Below are 18881 nucleotides of genomic sequence, written 5' to 3' on the forward strand. Positions count from 1 at the left end.
CCTTCATATTGACTTTGTCTAGTGACAATCGCGAAGAGGTCACACCTGTTCCCATGCCGAACACAGAAGTTAAGCTCTTCAGCGCCGATGGTAGTTGGGTTTACCCCTGCAAGAGTAGGACGTCGCTAGGCATTTCATCCATTCCACAGTAGCTCAGTGGTAGAGCAATCGGCTGTTAACCGATCGGTCGTAGGTTCGAATCCTACCTGTGGAGCCATAATGGAGAGCTGTCCGAGTGGCTGAAGGAGCACGATTGGAAATCGTGTAGGCGATATTAATTCGTCTCGAGGGTTCAAATCCCTCGCTCTCCGCCAGAGTTTCATTATCTGGCCCGTTGGTCAAGTGGTTAAGACACCGCCCTTTCACGGCGGTAACACGGGTTCGAATCCCGTACGGGTCACCATTTATTTTATATTTATTTCATACGGAGGATTAGCTCAGCTGGGAGAGCACCTGCCTTACAAGCAGGGGGTCGCAGGTTCGAGCCCTGCATCCTCCACCATGAAGTCCTTTTACATTATCGCGGGGTGGAGCAGTCTGGTAGCTCGTCGGGCTCATAACCCGAAGGTCGCAAGTTCAAATCTTGCCCCCGCAACCAAAATGGTCCGGTAGTTCAGTTGGTTAGAATGCCTGCCTGTCACGCAGGAGGTCGCGGGTTCGAGTCCCGTCCGGACCGCCACTTAAATTAATAAGTGTCCACAAAAAATGGCTCGGTAGCTCAGTTGGTAGAGCAACGGATTGAAGCTCCGTGTGTCGGCGGTTCGACTCCGTCTCGAGCCACCATTTATTTGGAGGGATAGCGAAGTTGGCCAAACGCGGCGGACTGTAAATCCGCTCCCATCGGGTTCGTAGGTTCGAGTCCTACTCCCTCCACCATTTCTTTATTAAAAAAATATATAGGGGTATAGTTTAACGGTAGAACAGAGGTCTCCAAAACCTCCGGTGTGGGTTCGATTCCTACTACCCCTGCTCTTTATGGCGGTTGTGGCGAAGTGGTTAACGCACCGGATTGTGGTTCCGGCATTCGTGGGTTCGAGCCCCATCAACCGCCCCATTCATTTAATTAATCTCAAACTATATATATGTTGGGCTATAGCCAAGCGGTAAGGCAACGGTTTTTGGTACCGTCATGCGCTGGTTCGAATCCAGCTAGCCCAGCCATGATGCGAAAGTAGTTCAGTGGTAGAACACCACCTTGCCAAGGTGGGGGTCGCGGGTTCGAATCCCGTCTTTCGCTCCATTTTTTTATTTACACATTAAAATAATGATTTGCAGTGTGGCGGTATAGCCAAGTGGTAAGGCAGAGGTCTGCAAAACCTTTATCACCGGTTCAAATCCGGTTACCGCCTCCATATTTTGCCTGAGTGGTGGAACTGGCATACACGCGGCACTCAAAATGCCGTGCCTCCGGGCTTGTGGGTTCGAATCCCACCTCAGGTATCATATATTAAGATCCTCTAACATTTATTGTTGGAGGATCTTTTTGCTTAAACATTCATTTGTTAACGCTTCCATTAAGTGAATAGAATGTTTATACTGTAAATTAACATTCAAATATTTACGGGAGGTTAAATCATGAACATACCAAAGTCATTATACAAAAAAGGCTGTCATTCTTATTCTTATGAGGAAATTCCTGATTATAATGCTAAAACGGAGTGGAGAGAAGGAATGGTTAGTGGAAATGGTGAGAATGGTTATGTAACATCAGGTTCACCTTATTCAGACACATTTATATTTCAATATATGCAGAACTTATTTCCATCAAATGCGCCAAGGTTTATTCCAAACGAACTCCCAGAACAGTTAGATGAAGCAAGAAGGAATGTTTTTAATCTTAATGATAATTGGAAAATAAAATATGCTAATGGTGAGGTTAGAAAACAAGCTTACTATTATAGTTACCATCCTGCACATCAATTAAGAATTAAGATACGTAAGCAAAGTGAATTGAAAGACTATATGAGGTGGACAAATTATGAAACGGCAGAGACAGGTGTTGCCTATGAAGATGTGGATGGACAATGGGTTCGAAAGTCATTCACTTCAAGAGTAGACAATGTTACAATTACTAAAATCGAACAATCTTCGTCACATAGTAAGATAAATTTAGTCATTTCAATCGATGATGTATTAGGTATGTCAGGTGCACATGAAACGTTAAATGAAGTAAAAAAATTGCAATATAAAAAGTTAGTTGATGACTCTGCTCAGTATATTGCTCAGGTGGGACATTATCCATCTTATGAAGGCAGTGAACTAGCTTTGGGTGGCTATGCCGGATTAACGCGAGTGTATGTTGTCAATGGCACGAAGGAAAGAATTTTATTGCCAGATACTAATGAGTCCATTAATGTAGGAAATGATCAAAATCCAGCTATAGAAGTAAAAAATGCAGAGGCGGTATATTTAGTTACTCAATCCAATCGAACACATGATATGGGTAAATTAAATGCGTTTAAAGACCAATTAAAATTCTCATTGTTAGATCAACTTTTGTTAAATACAAATCAAGTGGTTTCACGTTATATAGATAGTAATGGTCATTTTGATTACGATGAAGCACTAAATGTACATATACAAAAGCATGCACCAGAGTTTAATGCAGCCTACTTTCAGTTAAAGAGTAATGAAAATAACGATAAGGATAATGAAGCTATTATTGAAAGGCAGAAACAAAATCAAAATCAGGTTGATCCAGATTTTCTGAATAAAATATATTTACAAGGACGATACGCGATGATTTGCAGTAGTGGACTCAGTGCTCCGCGTTTATATGGCATGTGGACAGGCGAATGGGATCCAGGGTGGCGTTCGATTCATACGTTAGATGCAAATGTTAATTTACAAGTTGCAGCTATGAATACAGGAGGGCTCACCTATTTACCTCTTGGCTATATTTATTTCTTTTTAAGACAAGCGCCTGATTTTGAGTATAATGCTAGGATGGCTTATCATATGCATGATGCATTACAAGTTTCAGTCAATTCTGATGGGGATCGTGCGATGCATATAGAGTATGACAATGATTATCCGTTTCAATATTGGAATGCAGGGGCGAGTTGGGGCTTACTTCCTATATTTGAGTACTGGCAATGCTATGGTAATCGTCACATACCAATCCATGAACAAATGAGAATTCATGATTTGCAATCACTTTTAAGTGTTCGAGATGGTGGTCTTGACGATCAGGAATTTGATGAATTATTGGATAAAGGCTATCTAGATTTAGAAAAAGATATTTTACTCCCGCTACTAACAAAGCAAGCAAATTTTTGGGAACAAATATGTACGCCTGAATATTTTACAGATGTGAATGGTGTTCCTAGATATCAAAAAGGTAAAAAGGGTTTATTAAGTGGAGAGAAGTATTTAATTTTACCGGCCTATTCTCCTGAAAATCACCCGATTGGTTATGATAGTCATCTTACTGCAAACGCAACAATGGACATTGCAGCTGCAAGGGATGGACTTTTCATGGTAATTGAACTGGAAAAGGCGGTCAAGCGTCCTGGTTATGAAAGAGCCGTCCGAAAATGGGAACGACTTCTTAAGAAATTACCTGAGTATCTTTATGATGAGGACGGGGCTTTACGTGAATGGTCGATGATAAGTTATAAAGAAAATAATAATCATCGACATTTAAGTCATTTGTATCCGGCTTGGCCAGGTTATGAAACGAAAACAGATTCAATTTTATCAAAAGCAGCGAAAAAGGCATTAGAAAACCGAAATACAGCCAATACGAAAGATGCAACAGCTGGTCATGGCTGGATGCATAAGGCACTTGTTTCGGCACGACTTAAAGACCCTAAAGGTGTTGTCGATTCCCTTCTTCCAATGATGACTCACCAGGGTTATTACACATCATTAATGACCGACCATGATACAGACAGAAGTCATAATAGCTATTGTACCGATACACTTTATGCTACAGTCGCGGTTATTCATGAGGTGCTATTGTATTCGAATAAGAATGAAATTGAGTTGCTGCCTGCACTTCCTTTAGATTGGTCTTCAGGTATGATCCATGGGTTGACGGCTCGTACACAAGTTGAAGTTCAAAGGTTATCTTGGGATTTGGATAAGAAGTCAGTGAATGTAACAATTTGCTCCCATTCAAATTCGGATCAAGTTATCCAAATGAAACTCGGTTTTTCTTGGAAAATGGCAGAAGTAGATGGCAAAATAAGTTATAATGAATTTAACGAGAATTTGAAAGTATCTTTAAAAGCGGGTGTCGAGTTAACGATTAACTATACATTGATATGAAAAATGTAAATCATACCAACAGATGTAAAAGCACTCATTTTAACTAATTGGGTGTTTTTGCATTCATGCATAAAAGATTAGGAGTGAGGATGATTATGAAATTTTTACATACAGCTGATTGGCACTTAGGCAAGATTGTTCAAGGTGTTCATATGACAGATGATCAAGATTACATATTAAAAGAATTTATTAAGGCTATTGAGACTGAAAAACCTGATGCGGTTGTTATAGCAGGGGATTTATATGATCGAGCGGTACCACCTACTGAAGCTGTGTCGTTACTCGATAATGTTCTTGAAAGGATCATTTTGCACTTAGAGGTACCAGTTATTGCGATTGCCGGTAATCATGACAGTCCAAGCCGGCTGCATTTTGCAAATAAAATTATGCGATCTAAAGGCTATTATGTAACAGGGGAACTATCGAGCCAACTTGAGCCAGTTAAATTAGAAGATGAACATGGTGAGGTGCACTTTCACACGGTTCCTTATACAGATCCCAGTCAGGTGCGGACGTTATTTGGAAATGATGACATAAAATCACACGATGATGCGATTAAAGAAGTGGTGCATCACATCGAACGTGATATGGATCCGAACGCACGTCATGTTTTTGTTGGTCACTTATTTGTGACACCTCGTGGCGAAGAAAAGGAAAACACCTCTACTTCTGAACGACAGTTATCTGTTGGAGGGGCGGAACATGTTTCAAGTGAGCATTTTAAAAACTTTCATTACACAGCTTTAGGTCACTTACATCAGGCACATAAAGTCCATTCAGACAACATTCGATATGCAGGTTCGCCACTAAAATATTCGGCTTCTGAAGAGCGCCATCAAAAAGGCTATTACGTTGTAGAAATTGACGAGCATGGACACACATCAATCGAAAAGAAAAACTTGATCCCTAAGCGTGATATGAGAATTGTCCGAGGCAAAATGGAAGATCTCCTTAGTCAACCTCGTAACGATGATTATGTCTTTGTTCACTTAGAAGATGAGACACCTGTTTTATCACCAATGGAAAAAATTCGTGCTGTCTTTCCCAATACGTTGCACATTCAACGCGATGTGTCGATAACGGGTGCATTAAGTTGTGACGCATCTACTTCAACGCCAGTTCGTCATAAAATGGATCATCTTTCTTTGTTTAAAGCTTTTTATCAAGAGGTTAAAGGAACGGTGTTAACTGATGAATCAGAAGCAATCTTTAAAGATGTATTAGAAGAAGTAAATGAAGAGGAGCGTCGTAAATGAAACCTATCAAATTGACCATGACAGCATTTGGCCCATATAAAGATCAAGAAGTCATTCAATTCACGGATTTAAATGCACATAAATTATTTGTTATATCAGGTAAAACCGGTGCTGGTAAGACGACTGTATTCGATGCGATTTGTTTTGCTTTGTATGGAACGGCAAGTGGTGAAGATCGTGGTGAGGCGAGAATGTTGAGAAGTCATTTTGCTGATGAACAGGTACATACCTCGGTTGAATTTGAATTCGAACTTCAGTCTAAACGTTATCGTATTTTTAGACAAATGCCTCACATTAAGAAAGGGAACAAAAGTGCCACTGGTGACAAGTATGAGTTTTATCAGCAATTAGAAGATAAAGAAATTCCTTGTGTTGACCGTCAAATGGTCAGTGAAATCAATCAAAAGGTAAAAGACCTAATCGGCTTATCAGAAGATCAATTTAAACAAATTGTTATGTTACCTCAAGGTGAGTTTCGTAAATTACTAACCTCTGAGACGGACAATAAAGAACTTATTTTACGTAAAATATTTAAAACAGAACCGTATTTATGGTTTTCGAATAAAATGAATGAAAAACGAATAAAAGCTGAAAAAGCGTATAAAGAAGCCCATATGTATTTAAAACAACAAGTAAGTCATATTCGTGAGTCGATACCAGAACGTGAGGGTTCAAGGTTAAAAGAAGTGTTCGAGCAAGGTGAATGGCTACCTCAACAGATCATAAAAGGTTTAGAAGATGAAAATGTCTATTATAAAAAAGAACTTGACTTAAGTAAGAAGGCGTTTGATCGAGCTAAGAAAGCTTATGATGAAAAATACAAAGCTTATTACCAAGCGGAAGCAACGAATCAACAATTTGATCAATTAAAAGAAAAAGAAGCTGAGCATCAAGCGTTAAATGCACAAAAAGAAGAAATGAATGAGAAAAGAGAGTTGTGGAAGCAAGCTGAACGAGCAGCAACATTAAGTGCTTATGAAACGCAAAAATGTGAGGCTTATTCCGATGAACAAGCACAAACGCAAACGGTTGAAACGTCAAAAAAGGTTTTGGAGCAGACAAAGAATCGATTAAGTCAGGCTGAGAAAAAGTATGCTGATGAACAAAAAAAAGAAGAAGACAGACACAAAACCACGCAAGATTTGAATCGTTACAAAGAGTTATTACCTATTGTGGAAGCAGCAGACCGAAAGAAACGTAAACTTGATGAATTTGAAAAAGCAATCAAAGAACAAGAAAATGTACTGAATTCAACTAAGGAAAAAGAAACAGCATTAAGTGACGAAATTGATCATTTGAACGCTGAACTTTCAAAACTAGATGAGGTACCTGAGAAATTATTTGAGAAGAAAGAAAAGCTAAACAAAATGACTGAGAAGGGCAAGACGTTTCGTCAATATATAGATGGAACGAAAGAGATACAAACTCTAACATCAGAAGTTGAACAAGCAAAGGCATTATATAAAAAAGAAAAAAATCACTTTAAAAGTATAGAAGATTCTTGGATAAAAGGACAAGCAACTGTTCTTGCGCGGCAACTTCATGATGAAGAGCCATGTCCTGTTTGTGGAAGTATGAGTCATCCGAATAAGGCCATTCATCATGACCGTGTCCCTTCTCAAGAGGCATTTGATCAAGCAAAGGATGCTGTTAACAATACTTATGAAGTCTATATTAAGAAAAATACAGACTTAAAAGGTAAACATGAAGAAATCGAAAAATTAAGAGAGACTTTATCCGAATTTCAATTTTCAACTGATGAAGAAGCAAGTTTGTTATTTAATCAGTATTTAGCGGAAGCGAAAGCATTAGGTCAAAGTGTTAAAGATTTAGAAAAAGAAAGTGAAAAGTTAAAATCAACGCGTAAAGAAAAAGAAGAAAAGGAAAGAGAATTAAAAGCCTTAAACGAAACACTGGAAAAGCAAAAAGCAGATCTACAAACGGCTAACGTTAACTTTGCGTCTTTAAAATCAGAATATGAAAGTGAATTGAGTCGATTACCAGAAGAACACCAGACACTTTCGGGGTTAAATCAAGCCATTGAACAGTTGGAAAAGAAGAAACAGCAATTAGATGCTGCATGGGAACTGGCTCAAAAAGAGTTAACGGATGCAAAACAAGAACAAGTAACGAAAGAAACAGAATTAAATGCCGCTAAACAACAGTTAAAAGAGAGAAAAGACCGATATGAAAGAGCAATGACGCAATTTAATGACGCCTTAAAAGAAGCTGGGTTTCGATCTGAAGAGGCTTATCAAGAAGCTTTCATGTCAAAAGAGGAACGTGATCAACTTAAAGACGAGGTGGATCGATTTGACTCGAGGCTTTCAACACTTGATCAACAAATTACAGAGCTTAAAGATAAGCTAAAGAACAAACAAGAGTTAGATCTTGTTGCCATGAGTGAGGCATTGGTCGTACTCGAGAGATCAAAAGAAGAAGCTTATCAGAAACAAACACAGACACGACAGTTCGTCGATCAAACTAAACAAATGATGAGGTCGTTGACTGAAATGGTTGAAGAAATAAAGCAGAAAGAACATACTGTAAACGTCATAACGGATCTTTATGATGTGATTCGTGGTCAAAATGATCGTAAAATATCATTTGAACGTTATGTGCAAATTGAATTTCTAGAACAGATTATTGTCGCTGCAAATGAACGATTGAATCGTGTTTCTAACGGTCAATTTCACCTTGTGCGTAGTGACAGGCAAGAAAGCAGAGGGAAGCAAAGTGGTTTAAGTCTTGATGTATATGACGCCTATACCGGTCAAAATCGAGATGTTAAAACGATGTCTGGTGGTGAGAAATTTAACGCTTCCCTTAGTCTAGCATTAGGTATGTCTGATGTTATTCAAAGTTATCAAGGTGGTGTGAAGATTGATACGATGTTCATCGATGAAGGGTTCGGTTCATTAGATGAAGAGTCGTTACAAAATGTGATCGATACATTAATTGATTTACAAAAATCCGGCAGAACGGTCGGAGTTATTTCACACGTTCAAGAAATGAAAAATGTTTTCCCTGCCATTTTAGAAGTGAAGAAAACACTTGAAGGTTACAGTGAAACAACCTTTATCGTAAAATAGTAATGAAACTAAATAAACGTATAGGAAAATAAGTGATTTAATCTATAATATGATCAATCAATGTTTGAACGACTTTGTCTAATTGTTCTTCTCGGGTGATGGTGCTTTCACCATCGCCTGATTGGAATCCGTAATGTGCAAAATTTGAGTGGTTACCACCTTCAATTTCAATAAAATTTGTATGAGGGGGTAATAAATTCATCGAGTCTTGATAATTGTCATAATCGATAATGTCATCATTTGTTGCATGCAATGAAATGACAGGTTGATCAATATGACTTAAATCACTACCACTTGAAGGATAAGAGGCTAGAAAAAAGATCCCATCTATTGCTTCAATATTTTCACTCGCATAAATCGAGGCACTGGCTCCACCGAGTGAGTGTCCACCAATCCACCATTGTTTTTCAGAAGGATGAGCATCTTTAATGTCTTCAAAGGCACTAGTGTTTAAGATAGCTAAATTTAGAGGCATTTCAGGTATAAACACACGAATGCCCTTGTTTTGAAGCATCGTTGCAAAGACAGCATAGGCTTCTGGTTCGACTAGGGCACCTTGGTACAAAACAAGATTAGCTAACGCGTTTTCTGGCTCAAAGATCACCGTGTTATTGTTGGTGGAAACAGAAGATGATTGCATCGCTTCGTTTGCTTGTTCATCAGCTGAGTATGTTCTCAATTGTAAGAATAGGTAGCCGCCCATGAAGATAATCAGAATAATAATTAGGACAATTATGAATCGTTTAAAGATTTTGTTGTTTAGGGATATAGACATAGAACAAGTCTCCTTATTTTAATAATTAATACGTAAATTAAGTCTGATCACATAATAGCTATTACTGATCTTTTCAAGGTTTATTTATAGAAAGGAGGCTACTAGATTGATAGACCTTATAAGTTTTAACCGAGAAGATTATCCATTTGAGCTTTTTTCTTTTTCACATATTAGTATGATCATTATAGCATGCTTATTAATATGGGTGATGTCACATTATCGACATGCAATTAAGCAAAAGGGAGCTGGAATTTTAAAATACAGCTTACTCGTTATTTTAATAGGGGGAGAAATCACATTTCATTTGTGGTTCTTCGTACATGGCGAATGGGATTTGACAACGAATTTGCCGTTACAATTATCATCACTTTCCCTCTATTTATGTGCGATCATGTTAATAACGAATCATTATAAAATGTTTGAGGTGACATTTTTCATTAGTGTGGTAGGTGGTTTTATTGCGATGATCACCCCGGAGCTTTTCTTCGGATTTCCTCATATGCGTTTTTTTCATTTTTTTATTGTCCATGCTGCGATGATCGCTTCTAGTTTTTATATGGTCTGGATTGAAGGGTTTAAAGCGACTGCAAGATCCGTCATTCGCTCATTTATTACATTAAATATCATCGCTGCTTTTGTTTTTATGGTGAATCAATTGATTGATGCGAATTATATGTTTTTAGCAGGGAAACCGAGTAATGTCAGTGTGATAGACTTTTTAGGTCCATATCCTTGGTACATTATTCCGCTTGAAATAATCGCTTTTACATCATTTTGGATGCTTTATTTTATCTATTTTAAAGCAAATAAAAAGCAGCAAACAACCTCCTAGTTATAAAGGAAGTGTTTGCTGTTTTGTTATTGGTGGACTGTTAACACATAGTCTTCAATCACTTGACTGACACCTTCATTGTTATTTGATGCTGTTGTTAAATTGGAACGATTTTTAATTTCATCAGGTGCATTTTCCATTGCGACACCGAGTCCAGCGTATTCGATCATTTCAAGGTCATTATAACTATCACCCATTGCAATGATCTCCTCTTGTTTAATCCCTAATGATTGTGCAAGTTGATTTAATCGTGTTCCTTTTGTAATTCCTTTTTCCGTAAATTCCAGAAAGTAGGGTTTAGATCGAAACACACTAAACACGTCAGTAATTGAAGGTTCTTTGATTAGTTTTGATTGAATCGCTTCTAACTTTTTAGGTTCATCGACCATGAGAACTTTAACGGGCTCTTTTGTGACGTGATCCATAAAGGTATCAACTTTTTCAATCGGCAGTCCTGTAATATCGGATTCGATTTGAGTGTATGGATTAATGTCTTCAGTAATAATAACATCATCAATATAAGTATGGATGTATGTATTTTCGATTTTACTTTGTTCAAACAAGAAGTTTACTTGTTCACGTGTCAGCGTACTGTTTAACACCAATTCATCGGTTCTGTAATTTAATACGTTAGCGCCATTGAAAGATAAAATGTAACTACCATAATGATCAAGCTTTAACTCTTCAGCATACGGACGCATGGCTAGAGTGGGTCTACCGGAAGCGAGTACAACTTTTATACCTTGTTCTTGAGCTCGTATGAGTACTTCTTTTGTTTTGGGTGAAATGGTATGATCATCTCTCAGCAAGGTATCATCTAAATCTAGTACAATCATTTTGTATGTCATGTTTTTTGTCCCCTTTTATTTTCTATATTTGATTCATTGTACTAAATTGAAAGTGAATTGGACAGTCTTATGAGAAAAAAAGACTGAAAGAACTTGTAAATAGTCCTTTCAGTCTTAAGCTTGTTATTTAACTGATTAATTTTTAATCGGTTTTTTCAAAATACCCAATAATAAAGCCGTCACAATTGATCCGATTAAAATAGCTAAGAAGTAAAGAAATGCACTACCTTCAACTAAACCAATAACAAAAATTCCCCCGTGTGGTGCGGGAAGTCCAATGTTAAAGATCATCGATAGTCCGCCTGCCACTGCCGAACCAGTGATTAAAGATGGAATAACCCTTCCAGGGTCAGCTGCGGCGAATGGAATAGCGCCTTCTGTAATGAAGCTGGCTCCCATAACAAAGTTTGATTTACCAGCGTCCAACTCTTCACGGGTGAAGCGATTTTTAAAAATCAATGTAGCGATTGCAATACCGAGTGGTGGAACCATCCCACCAGCCATAATGGCTGCATGTGGTGTTAAAAACCCTTCTGCAATCATAGCAATACCAAATGTATACGCTGCTTTATTGACAGGTCCACCCATATCAACGGCCATCATACCACCTAGAATAATACCTAATAAGACAGCGTTTGTTGTTCCCATACCTTGTAACCATTCACCTAGTGCGAGGTTAAAGGCACCGATTGGAATTTCAATAACGTAGTACATGAGCATACCTGTTGTAAAGATGCCTAAAACAGGATAGATTAAAATCGTTTTGATGCCTTCAAGTGAAGCGGGTAAGTTTTTGAATAGTGCTTTAAATCCTAAAATAAGATAACCAGCTAGAAAGCCTGCGATTAAGCCACCTAAGAAGCCAGACTCACCTTGAGCAGCTAGAAAGCCCCCAACCATCCCTGGTGCGAGTCCAGGACGGTCAGCAATACTCATTGCAATAAAACCAGCCAATACTGGAACCATCAAGCCAAATGCATTTCCGCCACCAATCGTATTTAAGGCTTCAGCAAATGGATGATAAGTAGGTGAATCAGGGACATGGGCTTCAATATCAAACAAGAAACCAAGTGCAATTAAGATACCGCCCCCAACTACAAATGGAAGCATGTGTGAAACCCCGTTCATTAAATGACGATAAAAGGCGTTACCTTGTTTTCTTGGTGAAGAAGAATGGTTTCCTTCTGCTGAATGAATCGGTGCATTAGGTGCGAGCGCTTGTTTGATGAGCTCTTCAGGTTTGTGAATGCCGTCTGTTACTCCCGCTTCAATTAACACTTTGCCACCAAAACGATCACGATCAACCTTTGTATCAGCAGCAATGATGATTGCATCAGCTGATTGAATTTCTTCATCTGTTAAAACGTTTTTAGCTCCTCCAGATCCTCGTGTTTCAACCTTCATATTGATATTTAATTCCTTAGCTTTATCTTTAAGTGCATCCGCAGCCATAAAAGTATGGGCAATACCCGTGGGGCAACCTGTTACGGCTAAAATCGTTTGTCTGTTATGTTGCTCGGAGCTTGAGTCATCTTCAGCTTGTTTTTCGTTTTCTTTACGATCAATGATTGAAAGAATGTCTGCTTCATCCCTTGCATCTAATAATTGTTGTCTGAATGAGGTGTCCATTAGCATACTTGATAAGCGTGCTAACGTATCAAGGTGCTCATTGTTTGCGCCTTCTGTAGCTGCGATCATGAAAATCAAATGACTATCCTGGCCATCTAAAGCATCATAATCCACACCAGACTGAGATCGTGCAAATGCAATTGCGGGCTGTTTTACAGCATTTGATTTAGCGTGAGGTATGGCAACTCCATCCCCAATGCCTGTTGTTGTATGTTCTTCTCTTTTCAAAATGTCGCGCTTAAAGCGATCAGCGTTACTCAGCTTGCCAGCACGATCAAGCATCTTTACCATCTCATCAATGGTATCTGATTTGGAACTTGCGGATAAATTCAGATCAATAGTCGCTTCTGTTAACAGTTCTGTAATTCTCATTGTAAAACCTCCTAAATAATAGAGTAAAAAATAATGAGTTCATGAAGCTCAATTCTTAATATAAATAGCATAACTGAAACGCTTTCAAAAATCAATCATTTTTATTCATTTTTTATCATTTACAATCAAAATCGATCAAACCTTAATAATGTTTAACGTTTTATTATAAAGGTAATAGACAATATTAGAACATCAAAAAGAAAGGATGAAATTAATGAAAGTATTAGTTATAGGCGCAAATGGCCAAATTGGAAAACATTTAGTTAAGATGATTCAAGATACAAGTGATATGACAGCCAAAGCGATGATTCGTAAAGAAGAGCAAAAAGATTATTTTGAAAAGCTCGGAGCTGAAACAGCTGTTGTTGATCTAGAATCATCGATTGAATCAATCCAAGCAGCAACAGAAGATGTTGATGCTGTGGTGTTTACGGCAGGATCTGGTCCAAATACCGGTAAAGATAAAACGATCATGGTTGATTTAGATGGTGCGGTTAAAACGATTGAAGCGGCTAAAAAAGCGGGCGTTAAGCGTTATGTAATGGTAAGTTCATTTGATACAACACGTGAAGAGATTCAACGAGCACCTGAAGGTTTCGCGCCCTACGTTGTAGCTAAGCATTATGCTGATGATTGGTTAAGAAAAGCAGATATGGATTATACGATTGTTCATCCGGGTGGTCTTACGAATGATGATGGAACAGGAAAAGTTACGTTAAAAGAGAAAACAGATCGAGGAAACGTACCTCGAGAAGATATTGCGCACGTGCTATTAGAAACGCTCCAAAAACCTTCGACAATAGGTAAAGAATTTCAAGTGATTGAAGGCGATCAAACCATTAGTGAATCGTTAGATCAGATTAAATAAAGTTATAAAGAGGATGTAAACTAGGCGAGCAGTGCATATTGTTGCATTGCTCGTTTTTATATGTTCACGAATTCGTCATTGAATTATCAGAATTTGTCGAAAATAAAAGTGAAAAAAATGCGCATCTATATTATAATGAGACTATAAGCACAGGACTTGTTACATGATGGGGGTGAGCGAAGGTGACGCTATCAATGATACTTATTAGTAATATCTTGATTTTACTTACGGTTTTGTTTATTTATAAAAAAAGAGAAAAACAAAAATCAGATGAGATGGTAGAACGATTTCATCATCTCGCTCATAATAGTCAATCCTATTTGTGGGAAGTCAATATAGAGGGCATTTTAACTTATGTGAGTCCCAATATTAAATCCATACTCGGTTATACTAAAGAGGAGTTAGTTAACAAGTGGTATTTTTATGATTTATTAGATCAAAAAGATCAAGAAGCGATGAAAGATATCGTATTTGATCGAATGAAACAAGGTTTACCATTAAAAGACTATGAGAATAGACAAAGAATGAAAAATCAAAAAATCAAATGGTTTTTAACATCCGCTAGGCCGATATATAAAGACGGAAAAATGGTCGGTTACCGGGGTAGTGACGTAGAAATCACGAAGCAAAAACAAAGTGAAGAGAGCCAAATCGATTCACAAGAAAGATACCGATCGATTATTACGGTATCAAATACAGGTGCCTGGGAGTATCGATCAGCTAGCGATGATTTATGGTGCAGTAAACAATATTTCACAATGCTAGGCTATGATAAAACAGATTATGATTGGACGACACGTCAAAATTTTCTTAGTACTTGGATTAATTTAATGCATCCATCAGATCGCAGGGAATCAAGTAATAAGTTCAAAAACTATATTCAAAGCCCGAAAAATACAATGTATGAAAATGTGTTTCGTTTATTACGTAAGGATGGAACTTACGCTTGGATTTGGTCAAGGGGTAAGACGTTGAAGGATTCTGAAGGAGATTATACTGACCTAACAGTAGGTACCCACATCGATATTACTGAAATGAAACAATTAGAAGAAAGGCTGTATCTAGAAAAAGAACATTTTCATAAGACATTGCTTTCAGTGAGCGATGGGGTTATTACAACAGATGAAAGAGGTAAAATTGTTGTAATTAACCAAACAGCTAAAAATTTAACAGGGTATGAGCCAGAGACAGAAAACAAATTATTTATTGAAGATGTACTCCATTTAACAGATGAAGATACAGCTGAAAAGACGCTGTTTAATATGAAAGACTTAGAAAAAAGCACTGGATTGAAACGGTCGTGTTTGAAGCACCCCAATGGCGAATCGATTACGATTGAATACACAGTTAATCAAATACGATCACAAAATAATGAAATGTTAGGCATCGTTTTTGTATTTCGTGATATTTCAGAACGAATAAAAAAAGAAGAAGAAGTAACGTTTCTTAGCTTACGGGATCAATTGACGGGTCTTTATAATAGACGCTATTTCATTGAAATGATGAAAGAGTTAGATAGAAGCGATCAAATGCCGATTAGCATCATGATGATTGATGCTAATGGTTTGAAATTAATGAATGATGTATTCGGTCATAAGGCTGGAGATGAGCTTCTGCAAAAAATCGCTAGCTATTTAACTCAGCATTCAAGAGAACACGATATAGCTTTTCGCGTTGGAGGCGATGAATTTGTTTTACTCCTACCGAAAACACCTCTTATTCAAGCTGATATGTTAATGAAAAAAATTGATAAAAGCGTTAAGCAAGATAAAACGCATTTTCTTCCTCTTACGTTATCGATTGGTTTAGCGACTAAGAAAAATGAGGAAGATGATATTTACCGAATCTATCGACAAGCTGAAGACCGTATGTATATTAAAAAGATGAGTGAGCGAACAGAGTTAAGACATGACATGATCGATAAGATTATCGATCAATTACACGATCACATTCCAAATGAACGTGATCATGCGAATGAAGTAAGACGTTTATCAACAGATTTAGCTAAAAGGATCGGGATGTCTGAGGATCAACAAAAGGAAATTGCTCAAATCGCTTGGTTTCATGACATTGGTAAAATTGTTTTATCTAAAGATTTATTGTTAAAATCGTCACCTCTAAATCGAGAGGAAGAGCACCAACTGAAGCGCCATCCTGAAGCAGGATACAGCATATTAAGTGCTGTTAATCATTACGCGTCTTTTGCGGATCCAATTCTATCGCACCATGAAAAATGGGATGGAAGCGGCTATCCAAAAGGATTAAATCAAGATCAGATCCCTTTATATGCAAGAATTATTGCCATTACAGAATCTTATGACCAAATGAGACGCGACCAACCCTATCGAAAAGCTCTATCTTCAAAGGAAGCTAAACAAGTATTAATTGAGCAAAAAGGAAAGCAATTTGATCCTGAATTAGTGGATGAATTTATTCAACACGTTTTAACTAAATAAATAAAAGGTGAAATGAGTCTGGGACAAAACAAAAATGAATATCTTAAAACACGAACAATCCGATCAAAAGGTCACCGCAATCTGAAATGGACTCCCTTTCTGCTCACACGGCCTCAGCTAACTTTAGAAGCAAAAATCGCTTCTAAAGTGGATCTTCAGCTCGTGCTTTTCCCGCAAGAGTCTCGTCCATTCCAGATTGCTGTGAAATATGTAAACAAATAGCCGGACAAAAAATAGTTAAAATACTATTTATGTCCGGCTATTACATTGACTTATTTACTTTTGTTTCAGACTCTTTTCTTTTTTTATAAAAAAGGGAAATCCTTTGTTTCAAGGCTCTAAATTAGCTATAATATGTTTGAAATGAACCCAATAGGGATGTGATGAAGTATGCCAACTATTCTGGTCGTTGATGACGATGCACATATTCGTCAATTAATTCAATTGTATTTAACAAATGAGAAGTTCACAGTTATAGAAGCGAATGATGGTGAAGAGGCTTTAGATGTAATGGCTCAATCACCAGTAGATTTGGCGATTATTGACGTGATGATGCCTAAAGTAGATGGTGTTGAATTAACAAAAGAAATAAAGCGCTATGATGCCATTCCAATCTTGATGGTAACGGCTAAAGGCGAGTCAGAAGATAAAGTAAAAGGATTTAATGCAGGAACAGATGATTACTTAGTAAAACCATTTGATCCGATCGAATTAGTGTTACGTGTGAAGGCTTTACTGAAACGTTATAATGTAATGACAGACAAACAAAACACAATTAAAGACGTGACGATCGACCTCGAACGACTCATCGTTCAAAATGAAGAGATAACTCTAGAGCTAAAACGAAAAGAGTGTGAATTGCTCTTTGAATTATCCAAAGAACCAGGTCGAGTCTTTACAAGAGCTCAACTTGTTGATAAAATTTGGGGCTTCGATTATGAAGGAGATGAACGGACAGTCGATGTTCATATTAAACGATTACGAGAAAAACTTATACCGTTTGATTCCATTCAAATTACAACGGTTAGAGGATTAGGTTATCGAATGGAGGCTGTCGATTAAATGCGCCGAAGTCTATATTGGCAGTTTGTGACGACGTTTATCACGGGCGTCATTTTAAGTTTAGTTTTGTCGTATGGCATTACATCTATATTTTTTCAAAGTGAAGTGATCCATCAAGAGGAGATGGAAGATACGTCCCAGTACGTTGTTGAATTATTAGATATGGTGGATACAGATGACTTGCCTAGGTTATTAGATTTGTTGAATGATTTTGGTGTTGAGGCGGTCATATTGGATGAAACAGACGAGCCATATTTACCAAATATGAATACCGAGTTCATCACTGAAGAGATGGTTGATCAAATAAATGCGAATGAAACATCAGAGATTACAACGTTCACCCCCGGGAGACGTGATCTTGTTCGATACATCGGAACGCCAGTTGACTATGAAGGTGAACGGTTTACGTTATTTGTTAAAATGAATTTCGAAGATGAGTTTGCGGGATCTAGACGTCTTACATTAAACGCGCTTATCCTTGTTTTAATTATTGGTAGTGTATTTATTATTTTAGTATCTCGCTATTTTGTGTCGAGTATTCGTTCAATAACAGATGCAGCAGAACAGCTTAAAATGGGAGATTTTAATGTCCAATTAAAAAGTGAGCGCGAAGATGAAGTCGGTCGATTAATTCGAAGCTTTAATCAAATGGCTGAATCACTTAAAAATATGGATGAAGTACGAAAAACGTTTGTTAGTAACGTTTCTCATGAAATTCAATCGCCCTTAACATCGATTAAAGGGTATGCTCGAGCACTCGTAGATGGTGTTGTCAAAAAGGAAGATGAGCACGATTATATGATGATCATCTATAAAGAAGCCGATCGATTATCTCGATTGTCTGATCACCTCTTACGAATGGCTTCGTTAGATTCAGACAAACATCCTGTAAAAAAAGCACCTTATCGATTAGATGAGCAAATTCGTCGAGTGATCTTATCAACTGAGATGCTTTGGCAAGAAAAAGACTTAGAAATTAAATTAGATTTGACAGATGATGTGATCGAAGCAGATCAGGATTTAATGGAACAAGTTTGGTTGAATTTAATTGTGAATGCGATCAAGTATAATCATGCAGATGGTGAGATTCATGTGTCCAATTACGAAGAGGACATATATAGGGTCGTTCGCGTTAGCGATAGGGGTATAGGAATTCCTGATGATTCAATCCCTTATTTGTTTGATCGCTTTTACCAAGTTGATCAATCACGGACAAAGACGCGTTCAGGAAACGGTCTAGGTTTATCTATTGTTCAGCGTATTGTTGCTCTACATGGAGGCTATATTGATGTCATCAGTGAAGAAGGTGTAGGAACGACATTTTTTGTGTATTTACCCAAAAAATAATATAAAATTAGTGTTTAGTTCATATTCAGTTCATAAAGTGGGTATATACTAACCTCAAGATCAATACATTGA

Annotated in this window: 11 protein-coding genes, 14 tRNA genes and 1 rRNA gene; 23 read left to right on the plus strand and 3 right to left on the minus strand. The window is 37.6% G+C overall.

Translation table 11 applies throughout. The features are described 5' to 3' along the window. Positions 1 to 17 precede the first annotated feature (17 nt). From rrf to BLR62_RS11410, 18 genes are all read left to right on the plus strand, one after another. A 5S ribosomal RNA gene (rrf, locus tag BLR62_RS11325) occupies positions 18 to 131 on the plus strand. Between the two features lie 11 nt (positions 132 to 142). Continuing rightward, a tRNA-Asn gene (locus BLR62_RS11330) sits at positions 143 to 217 on the plus strand. A gap of 4 nt (positions 218 to 221) precedes the next feature. Beyond that, a tRNA-Ser gene (locus tag BLR62_RS11335) sits at positions 222 to 314 on the plus strand. A gap of 14 nt (positions 315 to 328) precedes the next feature. Beyond that, positions 329 to 403 (plus strand) — tRNA-Glu (locus BLR62_RS11340). Positions 404 to 426: 23 nt separating this feature from the next. Beyond that, positions 427 to 502 (plus strand) — tRNA-Val (locus BLR62_RS11345). Positions 503 to 521: 19 nt separating this feature from the next. Then, a tRNA-Met gene (locus BLR62_RS11350) sits at positions 522 to 598 on the plus strand. Between the two features lie 4 nt (positions 599 to 602). Next, a tRNA-Asp gene (locus tag BLR62_RS11355) sits at positions 603 to 679 on the plus strand. A 28-nt stretch (positions 680 to 707) separates the two neighbouring features. Next, positions 708 to 783 (plus strand) — tRNA-Phe (locus tag BLR62_RS11360). Between the two features lie 7 nt (positions 784 to 790). Then, positions 791 to 876: transfer RNA gene (locus BLR62_RS11365), tRNA-Tyr, on the plus strand. A 22-nt stretch (positions 877 to 898) separates the two neighbouring features. After that, a tRNA-Trp gene (locus BLR62_RS11370) sits at positions 899 to 969 on the plus strand. A gap of 9 nt (positions 970 to 978) precedes the next feature. After that, positions 979 to 1054: transfer RNA gene (locus tag BLR62_RS11375), tRNA-His, on the plus strand. Between the two features lie 32 nt (positions 1055 to 1086). After that, positions 1087 to 1161, plus strand: a tRNA-Gln gene (locus tag BLR62_RS11380). A gap of 4 nt (positions 1162 to 1165) precedes the next feature. Further along, positions 1166 to 1240: transfer RNA gene (locus tag BLR62_RS11385), tRNA-Gly, on the plus strand. A 38-nt stretch (positions 1241 to 1278) separates the two neighbouring features. Further along, a tRNA-Cys gene (locus BLR62_RS11390) sits at positions 1279 to 1352 on the plus strand. A gap of 6 nt (positions 1353 to 1358) precedes the next feature. Continuing rightward, positions 1359 to 1440 (plus strand) — tRNA-Leu (locus BLR62_RS11395). A gap of 135 nt (positions 1441 to 1575) precedes the next feature. Then, positions 1576 to 4272, plus strand: a complete 2697-nt coding sequence (locus tag BLR62_RS11400; protein ID WP_090797035.1) for a glycosyl hydrolase family 95 catalytic domain-containing protein — start codon at positions 1576 to 1578, stop codon at positions 4270 to 4272. Positions 4273 to 4367: 95 nt separating this feature from the next. Then, positions 4368 to 5528, plus strand: a complete 1161-nt coding sequence (locus tag BLR62_RS11405; protein WP_090797038.1) for an exonuclease SbcCD subunit D — start codon at positions 4368 to 4370, stop codon at positions 5526 to 5528. Then, a complete protein-coding gene (locus tag BLR62_RS11410) occupies positions 5525 to 8620 on the plus strand; it encodes an AAA family ATPase (RefSeq protein ID WP_090797040.1) in 3096 nt (1031 codons plus the stop codon). Before BLR62_RS11405 ends, BLR62_RS11410 begins: the two co-directional genes overlap by 4 nt. A gap of 37 nt (positions 8621 to 8657) precedes the next feature. Here the strand turns inward: BLR62_RS11410 and BLR62_RS11415 are convergent, their stop codons facing one another. Beyond that, positions 8658 to 9395: an alpha/beta hydrolase gene (locus tag BLR62_RS11415; protein ID WP_090797043.1), complete on the minus strand. Its 738-nt coding sequence runs from the start codon at positions 9393 to 9395 to the stop codon at positions 8658 to 8660. Between the two features lie 106 nt (positions 9396 to 9501). Between BLR62_RS11415 and BLR62_RS11420 the strand changes: the two genes are divergently transcribed. Beyond that, entirely contained in the window at positions 9502 to 10227 is a 726-nt protein-coding gene (locus BLR62_RS11420) for a YwaF family protein (protein ID WP_090797045.1), read from the plus strand. A 26-nt stretch (positions 10228 to 10253) separates the two neighbouring features. Here the strand turns inward: BLR62_RS11420 and BLR62_RS11425 are convergent, their stop codons facing one another. Then, on the minus strand, positions 10254 to 11075 hold the full coding sequence (locus tag BLR62_RS11425) for a Cof-type HAD-IIB family hydrolase (RefSeq protein WP_090797048.1): 822 nt from the start codon (positions 11073 to 11075) through the stop codon (positions 10254 to 10256). Between the two features lie 135 nt (positions 11076 to 11210). After that, positions 11211 to 13076 (minus strand): PTS fructose transporter subunit IIABC, encoded by a 1866-nt coding sequence (locus BLR62_RS11430; protein WP_090797049.1) that lies wholly within the window; start codon positions 13074 to 13076, stop codon positions 11211 to 11213. Positions 13077 to 13290: 214 nt separating this feature from the next. Here BLR62_RS11430 and BLR62_RS11435 point away from each other — a divergent pair, with 214 nt between their 5' ends. From BLR62_RS11435 to BLR62_RS11455, 4 genes are all read left to right on the plus strand, one after another. Next, complete coding sequence (locus BLR62_RS11435) at positions 13291 to 13944, plus strand: SDR family oxidoreductase (protein ID WP_090797052.1); 654 nt, start codon at positions 13291 to 13293, stop codon at positions 13942 to 13944. Between the two features lie 194 nt (positions 13945 to 14138). Further along, positions 14139 to 16400, plus strand: coding sequence for a sensor domain-containing diguanylate cyclase/phosphohydrolase (locus BLR62_RS11440; protein ID WP_090797054.1), 2262 nt, complete (start codon positions 14139 to 14141; stop codon positions 16398 to 16400). Between the two features lie 390 nt (positions 16401 to 16790). Beyond that, entirely contained in the window at positions 16791 to 17462 is a 672-nt protein-coding gene (locus BLR62_RS11450; RefSeq protein WP_090797059.1) for a response regulator transcription factor, read from the plus strand. Continuing rightward, positions 17463 to 18809, plus strand: a complete 1347-nt coding sequence (locus tag BLR62_RS11455) for a sensor histidine kinase (protein ID WP_090797062.1) — start codon at positions 17463 to 17465, stop codon at positions 18807 to 18809. Positions 18810 to 18881 lie beyond the last annotated feature (72 nt).

It is taken from the genome of Pelagirhabdus alkalitolerans, assembly GCF_900096905.1.
GTDB classification, from domain to species: Bacteria; Bacillota; Bacilli; order Bacillales; family Amphibacillaceae; genus Pelagirhabdus; species Pelagirhabdus alkalitolerans.